A 24,279-nucleotide genomic window follows, 5' to 3' on the forward strand; every position below is an offset into this window, starting at 1 on the left:
TCTGATTATGAATAAAAAAGCCGTAAACGCTGTTTTACGGCTTTTTTTTCCTGCGAATAAGCAGATTAACTTAGCGGGCTATTAACTTTTCTCGCTTAGTGAAACGAACCAATACTTTATACAATCCATAAGCATCTCGGCTACCAGCCAATTCACGAATAGAATGCATACCAAAAGTTGGTAAACCGATATCAATAGTCGGCACACCTATTTCGCCTGATGTGATTGGACCTATCGTACTACCACAAGCCATATCACTACGAACAACAAAACACTGGACCTCATAATTTTCTTGTGCGGCAATATCACGATACACACTCGCTGTTTCGCTATTTGTTGCATAACGCTGATTGGCATTTACTTTAATAACCGCACCTTTGTTAATAGAAGGCGCATGATTCTTATCATGCTTATGAGCGTAGTTTGGATGCAAAGCATGAGCATTATCAGCAGATACCAACATCGAACGTTGAATCGTCTGAACATATTGCTCAGGATTTGGTGTTAGACGGCGCAACACGTCTTCTAAAAATGGCCCATTTGCACCACAAGCAGACAAACTACCTATCTCTTCATGATCTGTGCAAATAAGTAAACTAGGACGCTGTAAATCAGAATCTAACAAAGCACGCAGCCCAACAAAGCAGCTCAGTAAATTATCTAAACGTGCCGAACAAATATATTCTTTGTGCAAACCAACCAAAGCTGGAAGTTGCGTATCGTATAAGCTCAATTCAAAATCAAGAACCGTATCAATGGCCAAATCTGCATATTGTTTCTTAAGTTGAGATTTTAACAACTCATGCAGATCAAACTCGTGTTCAGCGCCACACAAAATTGGTAATATTTCTTCTTGAGGGTTAACAGAAAATCCTTCGTTTGCTTGACGATTCAAATGGATTGCTAAGTTAGGTACCACTGCAATTGGGTCTTTGAAATCCACCAAACGACTTACAATATCACCCGCTTGCGTTTTCAGTGTAATACGACCTGCAATAGATAAATCTCTGTCTAACCAAGTATGAAGCAAAACCCCACCGTACACCTCAACACCTAACTGGTGATAACCAAAGCGATCAACTTGAGCATTAGGTTTCAATTTCAGACAAGGGCTGTCAGTATGGGCTCCAATCATTCGCCAACCACTTTGGCTAAAATTGAGTTGCGGCGTCGTAAAGGCAATTAAAGAGGATTCATTGCGCGTGACAAAATACTTCCCACCCTCTTCTATTACCCAATCATCTTCTTCTAACAATTCAGTAAAGCCTTCTGCTAGCAAAGCAGAACGCATACTAGAAGTAGCATGAAAAGGTGTCGGAGAAGATTGAAGAAATGATAGTAAAGAGTCGTTAAAATTTGAAAATTCCATAGTGTCCTATAAGCAGAATGCTTTAAAAAAGTGACTTTTTAACACTTTGGCTAGCCTTACAGCCCAGTGTCTAATATGATTTTACCAATGACGTATAAAATAGACAGAGAGAGCCCATACCGGATGAACTATAAACGCCTTTTGCTTTGCCTTTTAACCGGCTATACCTTTGCCTCAACACCTGCGTCCGCTTATCAGGAGCTACAGCCTCCTCATGAATACGACAAAGTATCAAAAGAACTCGTTGAGATGCTAGAAGGCATCCATTATAACAGACCTCACATTGATGATGCCATTTCAGCAAAAGCCTTTGATTACTACATTGATGCTCTAGACCCGAGCAAAAGCTTTTTTCTCAAAAGCGACATAGACAAGCTATCTCAATATAGAAACAGCTTTGACGACGCATTAAGAGACGGTGACACAACGGTTGCTTACACCATCTACAACCTTTACCTTGAGCGTTTAGAAAAGCGACTTCTAAGCCTCCAAGACCATCTGCCAGAGATGATCAAAGGTTTCAATTATGAAATAGATGAAACACTTAATACAGACCCAGACACGCAAAAATGGGCAACAACTGAAGCAGAGCTTGATGACTACTGGCGCAAGCGCCTTAAAAACCGAGCTTTAACCATGAAGCTGAACGGTGAAAGCGAAGAAAAAATCATCTCTACACTTGAACGTCGCTATAAAAATCAAATTAAGCAAGTCGACCAAACTAATGCTGTCGACGTGTATCAAATCTTTGCCAACTCAATAACTGCGGCACTAGACCCCCACACCAATTACTTTGCACCACGCGCATCAGAAGCTTTTAACATCAACATGAGTTTATCTCTTGAAGGCATTGGCGCTGTTTTACAGATGGACGATGACTACACCAAAGTCGTGCGTTTGGTTCCTGGTGGTCCTGCAGCAACTCAAAGTGATCTCTCACCTAATGACCGAATTATTGCGGTAGGCCAAGAAGGCAAACCTATGGTTGATGTGGTGGGTATGCGTCTTGACGATGTTGTCGATATGATTCGTGGCGAAAGAGATACGACCGTAATACTGGAGGTTACGCCAAGCAAAGGCGACACACAAACGAGTAAACGCATTAGCATTGTGCGTAAAAAAGTGAAGCTTGAAGATCAGTCCGCCAAAAAAGAAATCGTTGAAGTGGAACGAGATGGCGAGAAATACAAAGTAGGCGTCATTACACTACCAACGTTCTATTCCGATTTTGCCGCGATACAGGCTGGCGACAAAAACTACAAAAGCTCTACTCGAGACACCAAAGAACTCATAGAAGAGCTACGTAAAGAAGATATTTCGGCATTAATTCTTGACCTAAGAAATAACGGCGGTGGTTCCCTACAAGAAGCCAATGCCCTAGCAGGTCTATTTATTCCATCTGGACCAACAGTACAAATCCGTGATCAAAGTGGACGAGTCACACCATTAGGCGATTCTGACCCTGCCATTGCTTACAGTGGTCCAATGGCTGTGCTGGTAAACCGCATGAGTGCATCCGCTTCTGAAATTGTTGCGGGCGCTTTACAAGATTACGGGCGTGCTCTAATTCTTGGCGATCAAACCTTCGGAAAAGGCACAGTTCAAGTATTGCAAGACATGGACAAAGGCCAACTGAAGGTTACTCAAGCTAAATTCTATCGCGTCTCTGGAGAAAGCACTCAACATAAAGGTGTTATGCCAGACATAGCCTTCCCTTCTTTGATTGATAAAGAAACCATTGGGGAAAGTGCGCTAGATAACCCTTTACCTTGGGATAAAATCCACGAAACTCGCTATCCAGTTTATTGGAATATGCCGGCTTATCTACCTATTTTAGAACCACGTCATGAAGCCAGAATGGCGAAAGACCCTAACTTCATTGCGATCAATGAACAAATAGGTGAGTTCAAAAAACAAGTAGAAACCTATAAAACTATTTCTTTGAAGGAAAGTACTCGCATAAAACAACGAGAAGACAATAAAAAAAGCGAGCTAGAACGTGAAAACACTCGCCGCAAAGCGTTAGGACTAGAACTACTCACGTCGGTTGAAGATATTAAACCGATAGAAGAAGACACTTACGCAAAAGAAGCGTCTGAAATCCTATTAGACTTTATTGCCACCAACCAAATGGCAGAAAAACAAGCCGAAAAGAAAACAGCGCAAAACTAAAAGATAAAACATAAAGAACGAAAAACAGTATTTGACTGTTTTTCGTTCTTATTTTTATGCGCCATCAAAATCATTAATCCATTGATACGAACATTACACTATGGCAAAAGCGTCATCCGACCGGAATACAATCGACCTATTTGGTAAATCCCCTGGCCGCCCTCGCACCCAACCTCTCACTCGAAAAGACCAGCTCAAGATCAATAAACGGGCACAACGAGAGAAAGAAAAAGCTCAGGGGCTAAAGCGTTTAGAACTTATCATTGAGCAAGACATTATCGAGAAGCTGGATAAACTCTGTGAAATGAATGGATTAAAACGTGCAGAATGGCTAACCCAGCAAATTAACAAAAGCCTAGATAAACCCAAAAGCACAAGATCTAAAAAATAAGGCCATTCACGATAGTGATTTGCTATACTCACCAGCCAAATTAAACAGCAAGCTACTAAACAGACTTAATATGGCCAAACTGTACTTCTACTACTCGGCAATGAACGCTGGAAAATCCACCGTTCTATTGCAATCCGCTCATAACTATCAAGAGCGAGGTATGCGGGTTTTACTCCTTACAGCATCGATAGACGACCGATTTGAAACGGGGCAAATTGCCTCACGAATTGGCATATCTGCAGAAGCCAGCCTATTTGATAGCAATACTGACATCATCACTTTAATCAAAGATGAAAATCAGCTAAAAGCATTAAGCTGCATCTTGATTGATGAAGCACAATTTTTAACCAAAGAACAAGTCTACGATCTTTCAGAAGTCGTTGATAAACTGCGCATTCCCGTTCTGGCTTTTGGTATTCGTACTGACTTCCAAGGCGAACTATTCGAAGGCAGCAAGGCATTACTTGCCTGGTCAGATAAACTAATAGAATTAAAAACCGTGTGTCATTGTGGCAGCAAAGCCACCATGGTCATTCGACTCAATGCACAAGGAACCCCCGTTAAAGAAGGCGCACAAGTAGAAATAGGCGGCAACGACCGTTACTTGTCCGTTTGCCGAAAACACTTTAAAGAAGCCGTGAGAGACTAATTATGTGGTTCAAGAACGCCCAGATTTTCCAATTAAAAGACACCGAATCACTAGATACTAATGAATTGATCGACAAAATCCCTGAGTTCCCATTAAAAGAATGCGGCTCTCAGGAAGAGTTCTCTTTCGGCTGGTTACCACTTATCCGTAACAGCGAACAATGGAGCCTAGCCAGTGATCGCTGCTTACTATTCCGCGCAGGCAAAGAAGAAAAAGTCTTACCTTCTGCCGTGGTACGTGAAGAGCTAGAAGCTAAAGTAGCTGAAATAGAGCTAATCGAAGGTCGCAAGGTTGGTCGTAAAGAAAAATCAGACATGAAAGACGAGCTGGTTTTCACACTTCGTCCGAAGGCGTTTTCAAAGCGTACAGACATCTGGGCATACATTGATCTACAAGCTAAAATTTTGGTTCTCAACAGCACCAATGCCAGCATGACAGAACAACTATTTAAGCACCTACAAACCACACTTGGCAGCTTCCCAATGACCCCATTGCAAGCGCAAGTTTCACCCTCTTCATTGATGACAGATTGGTTGGTTAAAAATGAAGTGCCTGCCAGCCTAGAAACCGGTGATGAATGCGAGATCCAAGATTCTTCTGAAGACAAAGCTACCATTCGCTTCAAGTCTCTAGAGCCGTTATCGGAAGACGTAACACGTCACTTACAACAAGGCATGGCGGTTAAAAACCTAGGCCTGCGCTGGACGGACAAATTAAGCTTCGTTCTGCATGAAGATCTGACATTACGCAAAATTAAATTTGATGATGCATTAAAAGAAGCTGCGTTTAATGATTCTCAAGGTGGCGGCTTATCTGATATGGACGCTAACTTCTCCTTAATGTCATTGACTATGAGAGAATTTTTTGCCTCTTACTGCTTATGGTTTGAGATCAATTAAAACCCCGTCTTTTCTTAGCTCCCCAACCTTTTCCACAGATTTCGTGGATAAGCTTGGGGAGAACATTGGGTAAGCTAGACAACAAGGCGCTCTTGCCACAAAGATTCAAAATGCACTAATTTAAACAGGTATAATTCATCCTTATTGTCAAATTAAATTCAACAAAAATACCACTTAAAACCACTGTTAATTTCTACTTAAACTCATCTCCCTTAATAGAAACTTAAGATAAGTTAAGTAAGATGGATTATGTTAAGCAGCCCTAGTATTTAAAACTCTCAACAGGTTAAAAAGCCTTATGACAAAATTGAAGCAAGAACAAGACATAGCCATAAGAGTCACCCTTGTCGGAGCCGTTTGGGACGCCCTACTCGGTTTAGCCAAAATAGTCGCAGGGTATTTTTCTCAATCCCAAGCCTTGATCGCGGATGGTATTCACTCATTATCCGACTTAGTCACTGATGTATTTGTATATTTTGCTTCTGCCAACTCTCGCCAAGGACCAGATGAAAACCACCCTTATGGTCATCTTCGTTTTGAAACCTTGACCACAGTATTTCTCGGCATAGTACTTATTGTTGTCGCTCTTGGCATTGCTTATGAGTCAATTACTGCCCCCGCATCACAAGCGCAATTTACTTGGTATGGCCTCGCAGCATTGGTTGCGACCATTGCCATTAAAGAAGCTATTTTCCATTACACAAAAAAAGCAGGCGATAAAATTGGCAGCAAAATGCTGGTTGCCAATGCCTGGCATAGTCGTAGTGATGCACTTTCTTCTGTAGCCGTACTAATTGGCTTGATTGGTGTTTACTTTGGTTACGGCTGGGCAGATATGGTGGCTTCAATTGTCGTAGCCCTATTGATAGGCAAAATGGCAGTCAGCATGGTATGGGAAAACTTAGCTGAACTGGTGGATACAGCGCCCGATCCAAAACTTATTGCACAAATCAAAGAAACAGCTAATAGCCTAAAACATGTCATGGCACCTCATGATGTCAGAGCAAGATCCATGGCAGGTAAAATTTACCTAGATATGCACATTCATGTGCCAAGCCATGCTAGCGTAAGCGAAGGTCATTACCTTGGCGATTTAGTTGCTTACACCATCAAAAAAGCCCATTCACAAGTACAAGATGTGATGGTACATATCGACACCGATGATAAGATCCAAACTGAAAGTTTCATTCATGAATCCGGCAAACCACCACATTTAAAACTACCAGCTCGTCATCAAATATTGGCGGACCTAGGCTTTTTACTGCGCCAACATACAGCCTACGTAGACATCCCTAACACTCGATTACACTACCTAGACAATCGTCTTGATTTGGAAATCATCGCCAATTCAGCAAAGGTTCCAGAAGGCACGGACTTGCAAAAACTGACCACTAGAATTCTTCAGGAACTGCAAACCACCAACTACATAAATAAGGCCACTGTGCTTTGGGTTTTCCCAGAATAACAAAGAAAATTAATCAGCTATGTTTTTTTTGTAGGTCGGGATTTATCCCGACAAGGCCTAAAATGTCGTTATGAGCTTTTTGGGACGTGCTTTAGTACGACAAAAAAGCTCTCAACACAAAAACAAAACCTTGACGCGCTAAAGCACGACCACAAGCTCTGAATCACGACCTACAAAAAAACAATCACCTGTAGGTCAGCCTTCAGGCCGTCAAAAAGCCCGATAACACCAAACCAAAAACCTTGACACTCTAAAGCACGACAATTTACGCCAAAAGCGACGAGTAATGAAACACGAAAAAATTCAATTACTCGTTCGGTTCGTCGGTAAAAACATCATCACTTAGATACTCTACTGGCAATGCCTTGCTCGTCTTAGCACCCATCAACTTTAGCTTCTCCGCTCTAGCAACCAGATTACCCCGCCCTGCGGTTAGCTTTTTCAAGGCCGAATCATGAGTACGGCTCACGGCTTCCAGCTTGCTACCAATGTCATCCATATCTTGTACAAATCCCGAAAACTTGTCGTACATTGCCCCAGCTTGCCGCGCAATTTCAATAGCATTTTGACTTTGTTTTTCATTGCGCCAAATGTTTTGAATGGTACGTAAAGTCGCTAACAAATTAGACGGCCCAACAATAATAATATTGTGCTCAAACGCTTCGCTAAATAATCCATTATCACCTTGTAAAGCCAAACCAAATGCCGCCTCAATAGGAATAAACAAAAGCACAAAATCCAGTGAGGTAACGCCAGGCAAATCATGGTACGACTTGGCGCTCAGCTCTTTCATATGACGACGCACCGCATCCAAATGCTGTTTTAGCGCACGATTTCTATCTTCATCGGTTTCGGCCTCCATATAAGCTAAATAACTAATCAGCACCATTTTCGAATCGACAATAATTTGCTTACCTTCGGGCAGATGAATCACCACATCGGGCTGCAGGCGTCGACCTTCTGCTGTTTGATAAGACGCTTGTGTTTCGTATTCGCGACCTTTCTCCAAGCCCGAGCGCTCTAAAATTCGCTCTAAAATCACTTCCCCCCAACCACCTTGAAGCTTGTTTTGACCTTTCAAGGCATGAGTTAGACTCACCGCATCATCACTGATTTTCTGGTTCAGTAGCTGCAATCCTTTTATTTCTTTCACCAACGAAAAACGCTCACGAGCTTCTTCTTGATAACTCTTTTCGACACTTTCTTGAAATTTTTGGATTTGCGAACCAAGCGGCGTTAATAAAGAACCTAACTGGCGCTCGTTTTCTTTCGCTAATTGCAGCCCCTGCTGACTCATAATTTCATGGGCCATTTGCTTAAATTCGGTTTCGTTTTGCTTTTTTTGCTCGCGGTAAAAGGCTTCCTTTTCCTGCCAAACACTTTGTGCGGCAGCAAATTGTTGCTCTAAAGTCAGCGACTCTTTCTCCAAATAATGAATCTGATCTTTCGATTGCTCTAAAAGACGCTTTAATTCCTCATTTTGTAGCTGCATTTTTTCTTGTGTGTGCTGCCACTGACGGCGCATAGCCTGTACAATAGCGCCAGCAATGCCAGATAGAAGAATCGCGCCGATACAAAAGCCCGATAACACCCAAACTGATTGCGAAAGCCAATCTGTCATATGAATTAAAACTCGCTATTTTAAATGTCTGTTTTTAACAAAGTGAGGCATTTGCATGACGTCACGAGCAAAGGCAAGACGAGGCAAAAATAGACGAAAAAGCGGAGTTTATAGGTTATAAATGAGCATTTTGGATCTATTTTTAACACTGTATTGGCGCGCGCAGCAGTCATGCTAAGGTCTCGATAAGTTTACATGGATTACTACCTAAGCCCAACACACACGCAACGCTTTGATCTAGAAATAAAAAATAGTCAGTTCATTACGACCGTTTGTCGTACGAACGGCCGCGATGCTGCAAAGGCTTTTATAGATGAAATGCGCCAACGCTACCCTGATGCTAACCATCATTGTTGGGCGTTTATTGCAGGTATGCCAAATAATGCCCATCTATGGGATCAAAGCGACGATGGTGAGCCTAAAGGCACAGCGGGTAAGCCGATGTTGAATGTATTACAACATTCCAATTTTGGTGAAACCACAGTAGTCGTAACCCGCTTTTTTGGCGGTGTAAAACTTGGGGCGGGAGGCTTAGTAAGAGCGTACAGCCAAGCCGTACAAGAAGCGCTTTCGCAAACAGAATATGAAAATGTATATCCACGCAGCCCCGTTCAGCTGAAAATCGCCTATTCTTTACTGGGGAAGGTTGAATATTGGCTAGAACAGAGCGATATAGAAATAACCAACAAAACATACAGTGACAGCATAGTGATTGATCTTGCTGTTATTGAACGTACTTGGCCTGAACATAAAATCGTATTGACGGATTTATGCCAAGGCAGTTTAACTTTAATTGAACCGGACAATGAATAACTATGTACCAAACTGGACAAAGATGGAGTAGCCGCAACGAGCCTGATCTCGGCGTTGGCATGATAGTAGACACACAAAATAAGTCTTTTACCTTGCACTTCCCTGATGCGGAAGCGGATCGTCAATACTCAAATGACCAGACTAGTCTTGTTCGCCGCACGTTAACCGTCGGTGATCAACTGCACTTCCAAGATGAAACCTTCACCGTATTGGAAGTCGAAGAAATTAATGATCTGATCGAATACCGCATCAGCGAAGACGATGATTGGTTAGAAGAATCCATCATTCAATTCCCACGTAACGACAAGAACGAGCTAGATTCTTTATTAGCACTTTCTCCAGCTCGTCGCATGTGGTTCGACCTACGTCGCCATACGCTTGAACACCAAGCAGCCAATGCAGCATCGCCAGTACGCGGCTTAATGGGCTTGAAAGCAGAGCTTCTACCGCACCAGATTTATCTGGCTCATGAGATTGCTAATCGCCCGAAAGCACGCGCCCTTTTGTGTGATGAAGTGGGTATGGGTAAAACCCTAGAAGCCGGCCTAATCTTGCATCAACGCTTACTAAACGGACTATGCAAACGCGTACTTATTCTAACACCAACCAACCTGCAACATCAGTGGTTGGTTGAGATGCTACGCCGCTTCCACCAGCCATTCTCACTGATCAACGAATCCGTATACGAAGACTTCATGGAAGGCGACGACAACCCGTTTGAGCAACAACCTTTTGTTATCTCGCCAATCGATTGGGCAAGCCAACACCCGAAAGCCACTCAGCATATGCTAGATGCGGAATGGGACATGGTTATTGTCGACGAAGCGCATCACCTTGCGTGGCACCCAGAAACACCAAGCATTGGTTATCAGGTCGTGGCACGCTTAGCGGCGAAAACAGAATCTCTATTACTGTTGAGCGCAACACCAGAACAAACTGGTGAACGAGAGCATTTCTCTCGCTTGCAACTGTTAGATGCTGATCATTATCACAATTTCGAGCATTACCAAACACAACAACAAGCATTCAAACAAGCGGCTGAGTTAGCAGAAGCTCTATTGCCATTCAGTCAAGAAGACAGCTCACCAGCAGCACTAGATTGGAACAAGGCGTTTGGCTCTTACTTACAAGAAGTCAGCGCCAAAGATTGGTTCCAAGCACTTACAAGCAAATCTGGTGCAGAACAAACCGAAGCAGCAAAAGAAGCCATCAGTTGGTTAATCGACCGCCACGGAACGGGACGCGAAATGTTCCGTAACACTCGAGCTGCTGTGGGTGGCTTCCCGGATCGTTACCTTCATTCTTATCCATTAGATAACAATGAACACTTCGAATCCGCTGATCGTCATGTGCAACCAGAAACCGAAGTGCCTGACGGCTTATGGGAAAAAGATCCTCGCTGGGTTTGGCTAAAGGAATTCCTAGAATGCCAAGCAGACAAAGTTCTAGTTATTTGTCACACCGCCGACATGGCACAATGGCTAAATGACCAACTGACTTTTGCTGGCTTCCAGAGTGCAGATTTCCACGAACAAATGCCACTGATCCACCGTGACCGTGCTGCAGCTTATTTTGCAGACGAAGATGGTGCACAAATTTTAGTGTGTTCTGAAATCGGCAGTGAAGGCCGTAACTTCCAATTCAGCCATCACATTGTCATGTACGATTTGCCAGAACACCCAGACCTGCTTGAACAGCGCATTGGTCGTCTTGATCGCCTAGGGCAACTCAACGACGTGCAAATCCACGTACCTTATCTCAAGAAAAGCGTGCAAGAGCGTCTATTCAACTGGTATCACCACGCCCTAAACGCATTTTGTCGTACTACGGGTTCTGGCGATAAAGTCGAAGAAGCTTTTGGCGATAGCTTACATGCGTACTTGCATGGCCAAGACGACGATACAGATCTGCTAAAAGAAGCAAACATCTACCATGAAGCACTGCTAAAACAAATGGAAGAAGGTCGTAACCGCTTGCTAGAAATGAGTTCGTGCCGTCCAGAACAAGCCCGTGCGTTAATCGAACAGATTAACAACCAAGCGACAAAAGGCCTGCATCATTACATTGAACAAGTTACTCACGCGTTCAACATCTACGCAGACTGCATCAATGATGATCCAGATCGCGCCGCTTGGTTCTTGCGGCCTTCTACTGACATGATGCTCGAAGCTCTGCCAGGTATCGAAGAAGAAGGCAAAATGCTCATGCTTGATCGCCGTCAAGCAAGCCAGCGTGAAGACGTAGCGTTCGCAACCTGGGAACACCCGCTGATCACTATGCTAATGGACGAAGTTCAAGGCTTTGACTCTGGCAAGCTTACTTCAGCTATCTTGCCAATCGCTGCATTACCAGAAGGCACAGTATTGGTGGAAAGTATGTTCGTCATCGAAGCGACGGCTCACCCACGTTTAAAATTGGCGCAATCTCTGCCAATGACACCAATGTGGCAATTGTCTGACTCAAACGGCAAATTCCTCCATCAGCAATTTACGGCCGACAAATGGGCAGAAAAACTGAAAGGTGTGCCAAACCGAGTCGCGGAACAATGGGTTGCTGCCTTGCGCAAAAACCTTATTGAAGTACTACAAGCTCACCAGTTGAATGCTCAAGACCAAGCGCGTCCGATCGTTCACGCAGCGAAAACGTCTTACCAACATCGTTGCCAGAATGAAATCGAACGTTTAGTGGAATTGAAAGCATTTAACGACACCATTCGTGATGAAGACATAGAACGTCTTGAAACCAACATGCAAGAAGGTTTGACTCGTATCGACGAGCACCAAATCCGCTTGGATGCGATTCGTATCATCTTAACTACTAAGCCGGAATAACATCCTGTGCAGGATGCAGTGCCGAGTTTAGAGCTATCTCGCTTAGAGATATTGTACGAAGACGAATGGTTTGCCGTGATAAACAAACCTGCTAACTGCTTATCTGTGCCCGGTCGTGGCCCAGATAAGCTCGATTCAATATTGTATCGAGCAGAGTGTTTATTTGGCGAAGCCTTTGCCATACATCGACTGGACGAAGCCACATCTGGCTTAATACTCGTGGCAAAAACCCACGAATGTCAAAAACGCATGTATGCGCATTTTCGTGAACGAGAAGTCCAAAAAGAATACCGCGCCTTACTGCGCGGTCATCTTTTGGGTGAAAAAGGCGAAGTACGAAAACCACTGCGCTGTGATTGGCCAAACCGTCCTAGACAAATCATCTGTACTGATGAATGGAGCAAAGACTCCATCACCTACTGGGAAAAAATGACCTATGAAAACAACACCACCCGTGTTCGACTCGTGCCGTTTACTGGCCGTTCTCACCAACTGCGTGTTCACATGCAAAGCCTAGGACACTCGATTATTGGCGATGAATTCTACGACCCAGAGTTTCAGAACGACCCTCGGTTGTTGTTGCACGCCTATCGGCTAGAGTTTAGGCATCCGTTTACCAAAGCATGGATTGCCTTTGTCGCGGCTTGTCCGTTTTAGTTCTTGTCTTTAAGTTCCATTCAAACGCTTTGTATGCGTCAACTTTTATTCCGCTCTGCTGAGCGGGTAACTTTTTGCTAGCGCCCAAAAAGTAACCAAAAATTCGCTTTATCGGGCTTTCGCCCAAACGTCTCATTCACTTTGCTAAAGCAGAGTTTAGCAAGACGATTTAGATCGTAAGGCATAGATTGGTTTTGTTGTACTTAGGAAGGGTATTTTTAACTGACTCTGAAACTCCATAAAGTCGCGCAACTTCGTCACGTCGAACTGACTTATTCAAGACAAAGACCGTAGGTCTGATGAGACGAGGAACGAGGCGTAATCTGACGGTGGAAGCGAAGCTTTCATGTTGAGGATTAACTCTGGTGTATTACCTAAAGCGGTGCAAGATGGTGTGTGAATGATGCCGATACAACAGTAATTACTCAGCAGAACTTCTAAGGATAAAGTTGTTATGTCATTGAATATTCACAAGACCGTGCCGTTACTGCACCCTCCTGCCAATCCTGGGTATTTGAAGCATTATCTTACGCAAGACCAATCAAATTAAACTGATTCAGATTTTCTGCAACTCAGGACTAAAAGGAGTATACAGTCTGTTTTATTACTCCTTTTTCAGTAAAGTTCGAAACACCTTAGCAAGGAGCTTTATAGCGGTATCCATTTCCATTGGAGTATACGCTGCGAAGCCCAACAAAAAACCAGCTTGGGGCTGGGCTGATGCGTAAAGCGCAGTTAATCCGAAAAGGTCTATACCTTCACGACGAGCACTATCAATAACCGTCTGCTCAGAAATTTCACACACCAACTTGCAAAATATTTGCATTCCTCCATCCGGTACTATTGGAATAACGTACTCAAAGAGATGCTTTTCAATTAATTGCACCAACACATTCAAGCGTCCAGCGTAGATGAGTCGCATACTACGTACATGAGCACCAAAGTGACCAGCTTCGATAAAACGTGCAAGTGTTAATTGCGGAATCGGCGCACTATGCCCATCCAACAAAGTACGTGCGCGAGTCATTGGTTCGACAAGGGAATCAGGCAATAGCATGTAACCTATACGAACACCAGGAAACAACGACTTAGTAAATGTCCCCACATAAATCGTACGCTCGTAACGGTCCATCCCCTGAATACAAGCAGTCGGCTTACCTGCATAATGAAATTCACTGTCGTAATCGTCTTCGATAATCCAAGCCTTCTGTTGAGCGGCCCACTCTATTAATGTTAAACGCCGGTCCAGTGTCAATGTCGCCCCAGTAGGAAACTGGTGTGATGGGCTTAAGAACACAACCCTAGCCGACACCGATGAATTACAAAGAGCATCAACCTGCAAACCGTGCTTATCAACTGGAATCGGAATACATTCAAGACCAGCAGCTTCAAATGCCTTTCGTGCGCCATGGTAGGCTGGGTCTTCCATAAAAATCCGCTCACCGGTATCCAATAACACCTGCGCACAAAGCGCTATGGCCTGCTGTGAACTTGTTAAAATCAGAATACGTTCCGGCGTTGCCCGTGCGCCACGTTCAAGATTAATATAATCAGCAACAGTACAACGTAATGCCTCCATACCTTGCGGCGGACCTGCTTGCAACGCTAGATGGCCGTATTCTTTCAACACCTGTCGCTCCAAACGCTCCCAGACTGGCAACGGAAAATTACGTGTTTCTGGCACACCCTGAATAAAAGGCCTAGGAGCTGAAAAGTTTTTTATACCTCCGTCAAGAAACATAGCCATACCTCTTTGGCTCAATATTGCTTCATGACTGTCCGACGGAATTGAATGCAATACAGGCCGTTTAGATAATCGATGAGCCCTCATTGAAACAAAACTGCCACTTCCTACGCGCCGCTCTATAAAACCTTCCGCATGTAACTGGCCATAGGCGGTTTCAACAGTATCCCTAGAAACAGCCAATGACTTTGCCAAAGCACGTGTTGCAGGCAAGGGCTTTCCGGAGGTAAGAACACCATCAAGAATGAGCTGTTTTATCGCCCTCTGGATTCTTATATGCAATGGAAACGCCGAATTGATTGGATTAACCAACCAAGCCTTTACCGTCTCCAATTGAGAAGATTTAAACAATTGGACTGGACTCCTTTATAAAATTGGATGGGTAAATCAGGCCATTTAATTGCTATAAATACAAGCCTAATTTATTACCAAAAGAGTCGGCGACTATGTACGCATATTTGAAAAAATCCAAACAATCATTTGATGCACTCCCCCCTGCCATAGCTGCACTGATGACTGTAATCGTCAATTATGGAGGGACCTTTGTACTGGTATTTCAGGCCGCAAAAATAGCAAACTTATCGCCTGAATTAACAGCATCTTGGGTTTGGGCTTCATCGATTGGCGTTGGGCTTACCTGTATTTTTCTGAGCTGGCGTACCCGCGAACCTATCATCACAGCATGGTCCACACCAGCAGCAGCATTTCTGATTATCGCATTACCGACGGTCTCCTACGCGGAAGCTATTGGCGCCTACTTGGTATCTGCCGCTTTATTTATCGTACTAGGTCTAAGTGGCTATTTTGAAAAAGTAATCCGGTTAATTCCACCCGGTATTGCCGCTGGCTTGCTCGCCGGTATTTTGTTGCAATTTGGTATCGGGGCCTTTGCTGTAATCAATGTCGAGCCACTCTTAGTGGTGTTGATGGTATTAAGCTATCTTGTATTAAGACGGAGTGCTGGTCGTTACGCCGTAGCAGGCATGATGATAGTCGGACTAATATGGCTAATACTGCAAAAACGACTGGATTTATCCAGCATCGAACTAATCGTAGCAACACCAGTTTTTATTACACCGGTTTTTTCGTGGAATGCACTGCTAAGTATAGCACTGCCGTTATTCCTAATTACGCTAACAGGCCAATACATTCCTGGAATGCTGGTACTACGCAATGATGGCTTTAAAACCAGTGCCAGTCCTATTTTGACCCTTACCGGCCTAGGTTCATTGCTGTTTGCGCCGTTTGGCTCTCACGCAATAAATATTGCAGCGATTACTGCTGCTATTTGTACTGGTAAAGAAGCACATCAAGACCCGGCGAAACGCTGGATTGCTGGTGTTATTGCAGGCGTGTTGTACATTCTTGTGGGGATATTCGGCGTTACGCTGGCAACACTATTTATGGCATTTCCTACAGCCTTTATAACAGCTCTTGCCGGTATAGCCTTGATCGGAACTATTTCCAGCAGCCTTACTGCTGCTATCAGTGACTCAGCTTCGCGCGAGGCATCTCTCATTACCTTTTTAGCAAGCGCATCTAATATCACTCTGTTCGATAGAGGTGGCGCTTTCTGGGGGCTGCTAATCGGCCTCGCTGCCTATGCTTTATTAAGCACAAACTTTTCAATGAAAACAAAATAATATTTGTAATCAGTATTTAACCAAAAACTTTATGAAATAAATTTTCACCCAAAAAAAGCGAGTATGAACTATGAACCAAAGCCCTAATATCATTATCACAAGCGTTAAACCGGAAGACTATACCCAATGGCTACCCTATTGGCTGAGCTACCAAGAATTTTACCAGGTCCAATTAGCTGATGAAGTGACTGCAGCTACTTGGAAACGCTTCTTTGATGAAAACGTGCCGGTGTATTGCGCAGTAGCAAGGGAAGGGGAAAAAATTCTCGGCTTTGCCCATTATTTATTCCACGATTCAACTTGGGGAATAAATAACTTCTGCTACCTCGAAGATCTATTCGTAGATCCAGCCACCCGTGGGAAGCACATTGGGAAAAAACTAATTCAATATGTAAAAGAAAAGGCACGGGCTAAAAACAGCGACCGCTTCTACTGGCATACCCAAGAAAGCAATAAAGTCGCGCAACGGCTTTATAATTGGGTTGCTGAAGAACCAGGCGTTATTGAATACAGAATGACATTGTAAGAGTCCATTACAGTAACAACTCAATAACACTTTTTAAATAAAGAGCCTCGGCTGAGTCTCTTTATTACTTAAAAACTCAATCTTATATATTAGAAACTACTTTCATGCTTCTCATAAAAAACTGACTTAAATTACACCTAACACTCATTAGATAATCTAGCTTGTTCGAAAAGCCCATTTAACTAACACAATTGTTAAATCAAAAATCATGATAATCCCAAATCGAGTCCTATTCACTCACTCGCATTTCCCATTTATTTTTAAAACGCTGCTAAACTGTGAACAATGCGTTTTCACAGCAAGGAGACTTAACCCAATGACTGAAATAAATTTGAAATGTGCCTGCGGAACCATAAAAGGCAAAGCCTCTGCGGAAAGTGCAAAAATTGGCACAAGGATTACTTGCTGTTGTGACGACTGCCAAGCATTTGCTCAATTTTTAGATCAGGAAGACAGTGTATTAGATCAATATGGCGGAACAGATATATTTCAAATACCGATCTCTTTCCTCACGATTAGCGAAGGAAAAGCAGAAATAGCCTGTATCAGGCTTAGTTCTAAAGGCATGTATCGCTGGTATGCGAAATGCTGCAATACCCCAATTGGCAATACGTTTGGCGTTGGTGGCCCATTTATTGGGGTGATTCATAGCTTCATGGACAATACGCAAACACGTGACGCTGATTTAGGAAAAAGCAGAGGTTACGTTCTTACTAAGTATGCCAAAACACCTATTCCAGAGAATCTCAAAGCTTCTTCGTTGAGCATTAACTTTAGAATGGTGACCAAAATCCTTTCATGGAAATTAAAAGGTCTAAATAAGCCCTCCGAGCTTTTTAATAACAATGGCACGCCAATTTGCTCCGCTCAAGTCCTAGAGAAAAAGCATCTTAAGATTTAGCCTACAGGAAGTATTTTTTCCATATTTGATTGGCCGCTTGGTGTAACAAGCTATGCCGCCAGGCAACTTTTTCTTCTTGCCTATCGTATCCACCACCAATAACACAAGCGGTGGGCAGTTTCAGGTTGACGCAGGTTTCTATCACGTAGCTATCTCGCTCTAAAATCCCTTGATCGGTAAGATTGACGTAGCCGAGCCGATCGTCTTGATGGACATCTACACCAGCATCGTAAAAGACGAAATCAGGTTGCTGTTCAGCCAGAATCGCTGGCAAGGTGCTTTTTAGGATGGAGAGGTATTCTTGGTCATTTGCACCTTTGGGGATGGCGATGTTGATGCCAGCAGTTTGTTTGATTGGCGGATAGTTTTCTTCGCAATGCCAAGAAACCGGAATAATGTCGACTCTGTCTTTGAAGAAAGCAATAGTTCCGTCGCCTTGGTGTACATCGCAGTCTAGAATAAGGATTTTTTTCGCCCTGCCCGATTCAATCAGGGCAAGTGCAGCGACGGCTAAATCATTGAAAATACAAAAACCAGAACCATGGGAAGGATGTGCATGATGCGTACCACCAGCAAGGTGACAAGCCAAGCCATGTTCGAACGCGAGTTCCGTGGTGAGCATGGTGCCAGAGACGGCGCGCAAGGTCCGTTCGACTAGCCATTCAGACCAAGGCAAGCCAATTTCTTTTTCTTCTCGTTTGCTCAGCTCACCACGAATAAAGCGTTGTACGTATTCTTTATGATGAGCAGCCATTAATACTTTAAGAGAAAGCGGCGCAGGCGTGTATTCATTTTCGTCCGTCAGGATCCCCTGCTCTCTTAATGACTCCGCTAATAAACCAAACTTACGCATGGGAAAACGATGCCCTGCGGGAAATGGAATGCTGTAATTAGGATGGAAAACGAGTGGTAACAAAGCGGCATTCATAAAACAGATTACTTAACTCTTAAGAAAGAGAGCCATGCTAGCAAGGGTTGCTTGGGGGATGCTACTACCTTTTACTATTCGATATTAGCTATTTGCTTTTTGCCACAAGAACTTTTCGAATTGCACCATTAAAAGACTCAATAAGATGTGGCGGGAAACCTTTGCCACTTTCGAAGTTCACCATTTGTACGGCGCGCATGGCACTTTTGTTGTAATCACTACCAGATTTACCCCAAACAGCATCAATAAACATAACAGCCATTGATAAAATAAAAGCACCTTGAGGAATCAAAGAGCCCACCAAACCTTCGGGGAAACCCGTACCATCAAAACGTTCTTTATGCGCCTGAACCATAGCAACCGCATCTTCCCAGCCTTCATGTTTGGAAAGAAGTTTAGCGCCAACCATTGGATGGTTGTGCTCTGCTTGGCGTTTTGCAGCTTCATCGTCTTTGCAGTTTAGAATCAGCGCCATACCCATATTATGCATATAAGCCGCTGCACTTAATTGAGCTGGATCTATAGAGCTTTTACATTCAGCATTGATCAATTGACAAAGCTTGAGGATACGCTCGCTCCGTTCTGATGAATAACCAAGTAAGCGGTTTAATTTTTGGCTAAACCCAATAAATGACTCAATGTCAGCCTTTTGTTCATCGGTATATTCAACTTTAACAATCACAGAAGTGACTGCCGGTTCTTCTTTTACTTCTTCTGTTATTTGGTTGCATTGCCTGAGTAAGGTTGCTGCCATTTCGGGGCGTTTACTATCATCTTCTTCAGCGTAAATCGCATCCAAGCCTACTTGTAATTGATCACGCACCGCTATTTCAGCAACATGAGATTGATAAACTTGTTTAAGCAAGTCATAAACTTTTTCAATAACCACAATGATCAGCTCACCCAAATTAGAGTGATATTGAATGTATCCACCACGCATACCATCAACGATCTCTTCTAGTTTGTGCAAAACGCCAACCAGAGGATCAAGAAAACAAACAGAGCAATTGCCTTTCATACTATGCAAAGAGCGAAAGAGCTTGTCTAATTTATCAAATGAAAACCCATCACTTTCAATGCTATTAATGCTTTCTTCAATTTCTTGCTGTGCTTCTACATAGCATTCTAGCAAATCATCCTTAAGCTCTTTTTCCAACGCTGAAAAGGCTTTACACGCAAAGTGGCTCATTTTTTTCTTCCATTACAAGGAACTTACAACCCTGACATATACTTAAGTTTGCCCAAAAAAATGGCAATTTATAGCATCACCCTCTTATTGTAGTTAGAATAATTGTAAGCGTGCACATAGAGTATGTTTCATTATGCAAACGAGGTATCCATGCCAAACTACTGGCTTATGAAATCTGAACCCGATGCGTTTTCAATAGATGACTTAAAACGACTAAAAAACTCACCTTGGGATGGTGTAAGAAATTACCAAGCACGAAATTTCATGAAAGAAATGAACGAAGGTGATTTGGTATTTTTTTACCATTCAAGTTGTTCTCCCGCTGGCATTGTCGGCGTAGCTAAAGTCTGTAAAAGCGCCTACCCAGACCATACTAGCTGGGACGCAAGCAGCCCATACTTTGACGCAAAGTCCACGCCAGAAAACCCGCGTTGGTATATGGTCGATGTGGAATTTGTTGAAAAGTGGCCGTCCATTCTGACGTTAGCAGAATTAAAGCAGAACCCTGAATTGACAGAGATGTTATTAACCAAAAAAGGCAGCCGTCTGTCTGTAATGCCTATTACACAAAGTGAATGGGAATACATCTCCACCATACTGAAAAAATAAATGATGACCTTTGCACAACTACTACGTTAGTAATTTTGTGAAAAGGTCTCAAATATTTAGAAAAAGTCCATGCTAAATTGGTGTTTTAATGGAACTCTCGATCCCGCTGCTTTAATGACACAGCATAATCAAAGTAATATTGAACAACCACACCTAAATAATCGTAATCATCCCCTGTTCTTGCAATAACACCAACACTTCCCACTCGACGATATTTTTTGGGTTGAAAATAGGTTTCAAGACGCCAACCCACTTCATCTTGATTGTACTTTTCCCGATACAGTGAAGTTCGTAGATCTTCATTGAAATAATAACCTATCCCGATACGGGAGCTAGTTACATTACTCAATGTTGTATCAGTGGATATATAGTTAGTCGTCAACGAAAAGGATCCTAAAAATGCCTCCCCAATAAACTGCCCGATAACATCCCGCTCACTTTCTAACTCCTCATCCCTTGGCTCTAGTTCAGAAATGCCAACTCCAAGCCCCAAACGACCATATTCGTTATGGAGAAACCAGTTCGAAGAAAGCTCGGATTGGGCAAAGCTACTTTTTGATGAGCCAGTGATAAGATAGTTGCTGTTTAACAATACTTGGGTGGATAAATAATCGTTAATAGGAATATTCACTTTAAAGTCAATATTCATCAAAGACTTCTCATCCAAAAGACCATAACCTAAACCAAAAGCAAAGTTAGGCGGCTCTCTCTCTGCATGAGCTGCACTACTAACAAGAAGACATGAGACAAAAATACGGGCTAATACAGTCAAAACACTCTCTCAATAAAAAGACGCTCGTAAAAACAAATTGTGCAATTATTGTGGCTGATGTTTCACAAAAGCTCCAGTAAGAAAACACGACTATTTCAACTTACTTTTTTACGTTAAATTACAGGGAATTCAGAACAGCTATGGGATTCGGACGCAAAGCCCAATATAATAGCTCCAAAGTCGATTAGACGAACACATTTTTAGGTTAATACGTTACATGGCAAAAAAACTTTTTATCCAGACTCATGGCTGTCAAATGAACGAATACGATTCCTCTCGTATGGCAGATTTACTTGGCGAAAGTCATGAAATGGAACTCACAGACAATGCAGAAGAAGCAGACGTTCTGCTGCTTAACACTTGCTCAATTCGTGAAAAGGCGCAAGACAAGGTCTATCACCAATTAGGTCGTTGGAAAAAACTCAAGCAGAAAAACCCAAACCTAGTTATTGGTGTAGGTGGTTGCGTAGCAAGCCAAGAAGGCGATGCGATTCGTAAACGAGCTAAACACGTGGATATGATTTTTGGCCCTCAAACTCTGCATAAATTACCAGAGATGGTCAACGCGGCCGGAAAACACATTCCGATCACTGACGTAACCTTCCCTGAGATCGAAAAATTTGATCACTTGCCAGCTCCACGCGTGGAAGGCGCAGAAGCCTTTGTTTCCATCATGGAAGGCTGTAGTAAATACTGTACCTTCTGTGTTGTACCCTACACTCGTGGTGAAGAAGTAAGCCGCCCATTCGACAGCATTTTGAAAGAAGTTGTACAACTTGCTGAGCAAGGCGTACGTGAAATTCACTTGCTAGGACAAAACGTTAACGCTTATCGTGGCGATACCGCTGAAGGCGATGAAGCCGATCTTGCAGACATCATTCATGCAGTTGCACAAATCGATGGTGTTGAGCGTATTCGCTTTACTACGTCGCACCCAGTTGAATTCAGCGATAGCTTGATTGAAGCCTTCCGCAATGAGCCTAAATTGGTCAGTCATTTACATCTACCCGTCCAAAGCGGTGCAGATAACATTTTGAGCGCAATGAAACGTGGTCATGACCGCCAATATTACATTGATAAGATCAATCGTATTAAAGAAGCGCGTCCAGGAATTAGCTTATCTTCTGACTTTATCATTGGCTTCCCTGGCGAAACGGATGATGACTTTGTTGATACCATGAATCTAATTCAGGAAATCGGCTTTGATCACTCGTTCAGTTTTGTATACAGTCAACGACCAGGTACGCCAGCGTCTAATCTAGAAGATGACACGCCAGAAGACGTTAAAAAAGAACGTCTTGCTATTTTACAACGTCGTATCAGCCAACAAGCCTATGACATTAGCTTGTCTATGGTCGGTGAAGTACAACGTATTTTGATAAGCGGTTATTCACCTCGCGATCCTGGACAACTTCAAGGTCGAACTGAAAACAATCGGATTGTAAATTTCCGTGCGTTCGATCCACAATTGATTGGTAAATTCGCAGATGTTGTTATCACAGACGCTTACCCTAACTCCCTACTTGGAGAGTTAGTAGGCTCTGAACTCGACTCTGACTTTGTACTACAATAATCAAAGGTAAATCTTGGAAATCACACAGACAACTCAACAAATCCGTTTAGTTCCAGCCGAAGCCGATGCTTTGGTTGAACTATGCGGTCAACTCGACGAAAACATCAAACTCATAGAAAAGAGACTTGATGTTTCTATTAAATACCGTGGCGAGCTATTCGACATTTCCGGTGAAGATTCTGAACATGTAGCTGCGACAAAAAAACTACTAGAAAGCCTCTACCGTGAAGCATTGGCGAATACAGAAATTACACCTGAAATGATTCATCTTTACCTGCAAGAGTCAGCGATAGAATCGTTGACGAGCAGTAAAAGAGAGAAAGCTGACCAGCTAGTGATTAAAACTCGCAAGGCATTTATCAAGCCAAAAGGTAAAAACCAGCAAGGTTACGTCAAACAAATTCGCAAACACGATATCAACTTTGGTATCGGGCCGGCAGGTACAGGTAAAACTTACTTGGCTGTGGCTTGTGCGGTCGAAGCACTAGAAGCGGACCGTGTTGAGCGTATTATGTTAGTTCGCCCTGCTGTGGAAGCAGGCGAAAAACTGGGGTTCTTGCCGGGAGATTTGTCACAAAAAATTGATCCATATTTGCGCCCTCTTTATGATGCCTTGTACGAAATGCTTGGTTTCGAGTTAGTCGATAAGTTAATAGAAAAAAATGTTATCGAAATCGCACCGCTTGCTTTCATGCGTGGCCGCACCTTGAACAACGCCTTCATAATTTTGGATGAAAGCCAAAATACCACGCGAGAGCAAATGAAAATGTTTTTGACGCGTATCGGCTTTGGTTCAACTGCAGTTATCACCGGCGATACCACTCAGGTCGATTTACCTCGCGGCACAACATCTGGCTTAGCGCAAGCAATGCACGTTTTGAAAGACGTAAATGGAATAAGTATGACTCTGTTTAGCTCCTCAGACGTTGTCCGTCATCCGCTGGTTCAGCGTATTGTTGAAGCTTATGATAAATTTGACGTTGAAGTGGAAGCTGAAAAAAAAGCACGCACTGAAGCGCGTCTAACTGCACAAGCAGAACAGTCTGCAGGTAGCAAATAATGGCGTATTTAGAACTTGATCTACAAATAGCAACAGAAGAAACAGCAAACTTACCAAGCGAAGCGGATTTTAGACTTTGGGTCGAAAAAGCCCTTCCAGAAGTAGATGAAGAGTTTGAAGTTACCATTCGCATCGTCGATGAAGAAGAAAGCCATGCGCTTAATCACGAGTATCGCGGTAAAGACAAACCTACCAACGTCCTATCTTTCCCATTCGAGGCACCTCCTGGGTTAGAACTCCCATTATTAGGCGATTTGGTCATCTGCGCTCAAATTGTGGCAAAAGAAGCCGCAGAACAAAATAAAGAGTTATTCCATCATTGGGCTCATATGACTATTCATGGCATCTTGCATTTACGCGGCTATGATCATATAAATGATGATGAAGCAGATGAAATGGAATCGATAGAAACAGAGCTACTAGCTTCCCTATCTATTTCTGATCCTTATTTGATTAAAGAGTGAGCT

21 protein-coding genes are annotated in these 24,279 nt (G+C 43.1%); 15 read left to right on the forward strand and 6 right to left on the reverse strand.

All coding sequences use genetic code 11. The annotated features are described in order from the left end of the window. Positions 1–70 precede the first annotated feature (70 nt). Positions 71–1,369 carry a M18 family aminopeptidase gene (locus B6N13_RS04145; RefSeq protein ID WP_012070572.1) on the reverse strand — a complete coding sequence of 433 codons (1,299 nt, stop codon included), beginning with the start codon at positions 1,367–1,369 and terminating at the stop codon, positions 71–73. Positions 1,370–1,456: 87 nt separating this feature from the next. Here B6N13_RS04145 and B6N13_RS04150 point away from each other — a divergent pair, with 87 nt between their 5' ends. From B6N13_RS04150 to B6N13_RS04170, 5 genes are all read left to right on the forward strand, one after another. Next, positions 1,457–3,541, forward strand: a complete 2,085-nt coding sequence (locus tag B6N13_RS04150) for a carboxy terminal-processing peptidase (protein ID WP_248280222.1) — start codon at positions 1,457–1,459, stop codon at positions 3,539–3,541. A gap of 100 nt (positions 3,542–3,641) precedes the next feature. After that, the gene (gene ybfE / locus B6N13_RS04155) at positions 3,642–3,932 is read left to right on the forward strand and encodes a LexA regulated protein (protein WP_012070574.1); all 291 of its coding nucleotides are present in this window, start codon (positions 3,642–3,644) and stop codon (positions 3,930–3,932) included. A gap of 70 nt (positions 3,933–4,002) precedes the next feature. Then, positions 4,003–4,581 (forward strand): thymidine kinase, encoded by a 579-nt coding sequence (locus B6N13_RS04160; protein ID WP_012070575.1) that lies wholly within the window; start codon positions 4,003–4,005, stop codon positions 4,579–4,581. Between the two features lie 2 nt (positions 4,582–4,583). Further along, positions 4,584–5,480: a recombination-associated protein RdgC gene (locus B6N13_RS04165; RefSeq protein ID WP_012070576.1), complete on the forward strand. Its 897-nt coding sequence runs from the start codon at positions 4,584–4,586 to the stop codon at positions 5,478–5,480. Positions 5,481–5,778: 298 nt separating this feature from the next. After that, positions 5,779–6,945, forward strand: a complete 1,167-nt coding sequence (locus tag B6N13_RS04170; RefSeq protein WP_012070577.1) for a cation diffusion facilitator family transporter — start codon at positions 5,779–5,781, stop codon at positions 6,943–6,945. A 307-nt stretch (positions 6,946–7,252) separates the two neighbouring features. On the opposite strand, the gene rmuC is transcribed toward B6N13_RS04170, so the two are convergent. Beyond that, entirely contained in the window at positions 7,253–8,566 is a 1,314-nt protein-coding gene (gene rmuC, locus B6N13_RS04175) for a DNA recombination protein RmuC (RefSeq protein WP_012070578.1), read from the reverse strand. A gap of 195 nt (positions 8,567–8,761) precedes the next feature. Here rmuC and B6N13_RS04180 point away from each other — a divergent pair, with 195 nt between their 5' ends. The 3 genes from B6N13_RS04180 to B6N13_RS04190 are packed head-to-tail and all read left to right on the forward strand — an operon-like array spanning position 8,762 to position 12,867. After that, positions 8,762–9,379, forward strand: a complete 618-nt coding sequence (locus B6N13_RS04180; RefSeq protein ID WP_012070579.1) for a YigZ family protein — start codon at positions 8,762–8,764, stop codon at positions 9,377–9,379. A 2-nt stretch (positions 9,380–9,381) separates the two neighbouring features. Further along, positions 9,382–12,210 (forward strand): RNA polymerase-associated protein RapA, encoded by a 2,829-nt coding sequence (rapA, locus tag B6N13_RS04185; RefSeq protein ID WP_169458584.1) that lies wholly within the window; start codon positions 9,382–9,384, stop codon positions 12,208–12,210. A gap of 6 nt (positions 12,211–12,216) precedes the next feature. Next, positions 12,217–12,867, forward strand: coding sequence for an RluA family pseudouridine synthase (locus tag B6N13_RS04190; protein WP_348981521.1), 651 nt, complete (start codon positions 12,217–12,219; stop codon positions 12,865–12,867). Between the two features lie 604 nt (positions 12,868–13,471). Here the strand turns inward: B6N13_RS04190 and B6N13_RS04195 are convergent. After that, on the reverse strand, positions 13,472–14,962 hold the full coding sequence (locus tag B6N13_RS04195) for a PLP-dependent aminotransferase family protein (RefSeq protein ID WP_169458585.1): 1,491 nt from the start codon (positions 14,960–14,962) through the stop codon (positions 13,472–13,474). A 95-nt stretch (positions 14,963–15,057) separates the two neighbouring features. Here B6N13_RS04195 and B6N13_RS04200 point away from each other — a divergent pair, with 95 nt between their 5' ends. The 3 genes from B6N13_RS04200 to B6N13_RS04210 all read left to right on the forward strand — a co-directional run bounded on the left by B6N13_RS04200 (position 15,058) and on the right by B6N13_RS04210 (position 17,681). Further along, positions 15,058–16,254, forward strand: a complete 1,197-nt coding sequence (locus B6N13_RS04200; RefSeq protein WP_169458586.1) for a benzoate/H(+) symporter BenE family transporter — start codon at positions 15,058–15,060, stop codon at positions 16,252–16,254. A gap of 70 nt (positions 16,255–16,324) precedes the next feature. After that, positions 16,325–16,780 carry a GNAT family N-acetyltransferase gene (locus B6N13_RS04205; RefSeq protein WP_169458587.1) on the forward strand — a complete coding sequence of 152 codons (456 nt, stop codon included), beginning with the start codon at positions 16,325–16,327 and terminating at the stop codon, positions 16,778–16,780. 316 nt (positions 16,781–17,096) lie between these two features. After that, on the forward strand, positions 17,097–17,681 hold the full coding sequence (locus B6N13_RS04210) for a DUF6151 family protein (protein ID WP_169458588.1): 585 nt from the start codon (positions 17,097–17,099) through the stop codon (positions 17,679–17,681). 1 nt (position 17,682) lies between these two features. Here B6N13_RS04210 and B6N13_RS04215 read toward each other — a convergent pair whose 3' ends face one another. Both B6N13_RS04215 and B6N13_RS04220 read right to left on the reverse strand, forming a co-directional pair. After that, complete coding sequence (locus B6N13_RS04215; RefSeq protein WP_169458589.1) at positions 17,683–18,609, reverse strand: histone deacetylase; 927 nt, start codon at positions 18,607–18,609, stop codon at positions 17,683–17,685. An 88-nt stretch (positions 18,610–18,697) separates the two neighbouring features. Continuing rightward, a complete protein-coding gene (locus tag B6N13_RS04220) occupies positions 18,698–19,798 on the reverse strand; it encodes an HD domain-containing phosphohydrolase (protein ID WP_169458590.1) in 1,101 nt (366 codons plus the stop codon). 150 nt (positions 19,799–19,948) lie between these two features. Here B6N13_RS04220 and B6N13_RS04225 point away from each other — a divergent pair, with 150 nt between their 5' ends. Next, a complete protein-coding gene (locus tag B6N13_RS04225) occupies positions 19,949–20,407 on the forward strand; it encodes an EVE domain-containing protein (protein WP_169458591.1) in 459 nt (152 codons plus the stop codon). 85 nt (positions 20,408–20,492) lie between these two features. On the opposite strand, the gene B6N13_RS04230 is transcribed toward B6N13_RS04225, so the two are convergent. Next, a complete protein-coding gene (locus B6N13_RS04230; protein WP_012070595.1) occupies positions 20,493–21,179 on the reverse strand; it encodes a hypothetical protein in 687 nt (228 codons plus the stop codon). 217 nt (positions 21,180–21,396) lie between these two features. Here B6N13_RS04230 and miaB point away from each other — a divergent pair, with 217 nt between their 5' ends. The 3 genes from miaB to ybeY are packed head-to-tail and all read left to right on the forward strand — an operon-like array spanning position 21,397 to position 24,276. Beyond that, entirely contained in the window at positions 21,397–22,752 is a 1,356-nt protein-coding gene (gene miaB / locus B6N13_RS04235) for a tRNA (N6-isopentenyl adenosine(37)-C2)-methylthiotransferase MiaB (RefSeq protein WP_012070596.1), read from the forward strand. A gap of 13 nt (positions 22,753–22,765) precedes the next feature. Then, complete coding sequence (locus tag B6N13_RS04240) at positions 22,766–23,812, forward strand: PhoH family protein (RefSeq protein WP_012070597.1); 1,047 nt, start codon at positions 22,766–22,768, stop codon at positions 23,810–23,812. Next, on the forward strand, positions 23,812–24,276 hold the full coding sequence (gene ybeY / locus B6N13_RS04245; RefSeq protein ID WP_012070598.1) for an rRNA maturation RNase YbeY: 465 nt from the start codon (positions 23,812–23,814) through the stop codon (positions 24,274–24,276). Before B6N13_RS04240 ends, ybeY begins: the two co-directional genes overlap by 1 nt. The last annotated feature ends 3 nt before the right edge of the window (positions 24,277–24,279 follow it).

It is taken from the genome of Marinomonas sp. UCMA 3892, assembly GCF_012726345.1.
In the GTDB taxonomy this organism is placed as follows: domain Bacteria; phylum Pseudomonadota; class Gammaproteobacteria; order Pseudomonadales; family Marinomonadaceae; genus Marinomonas.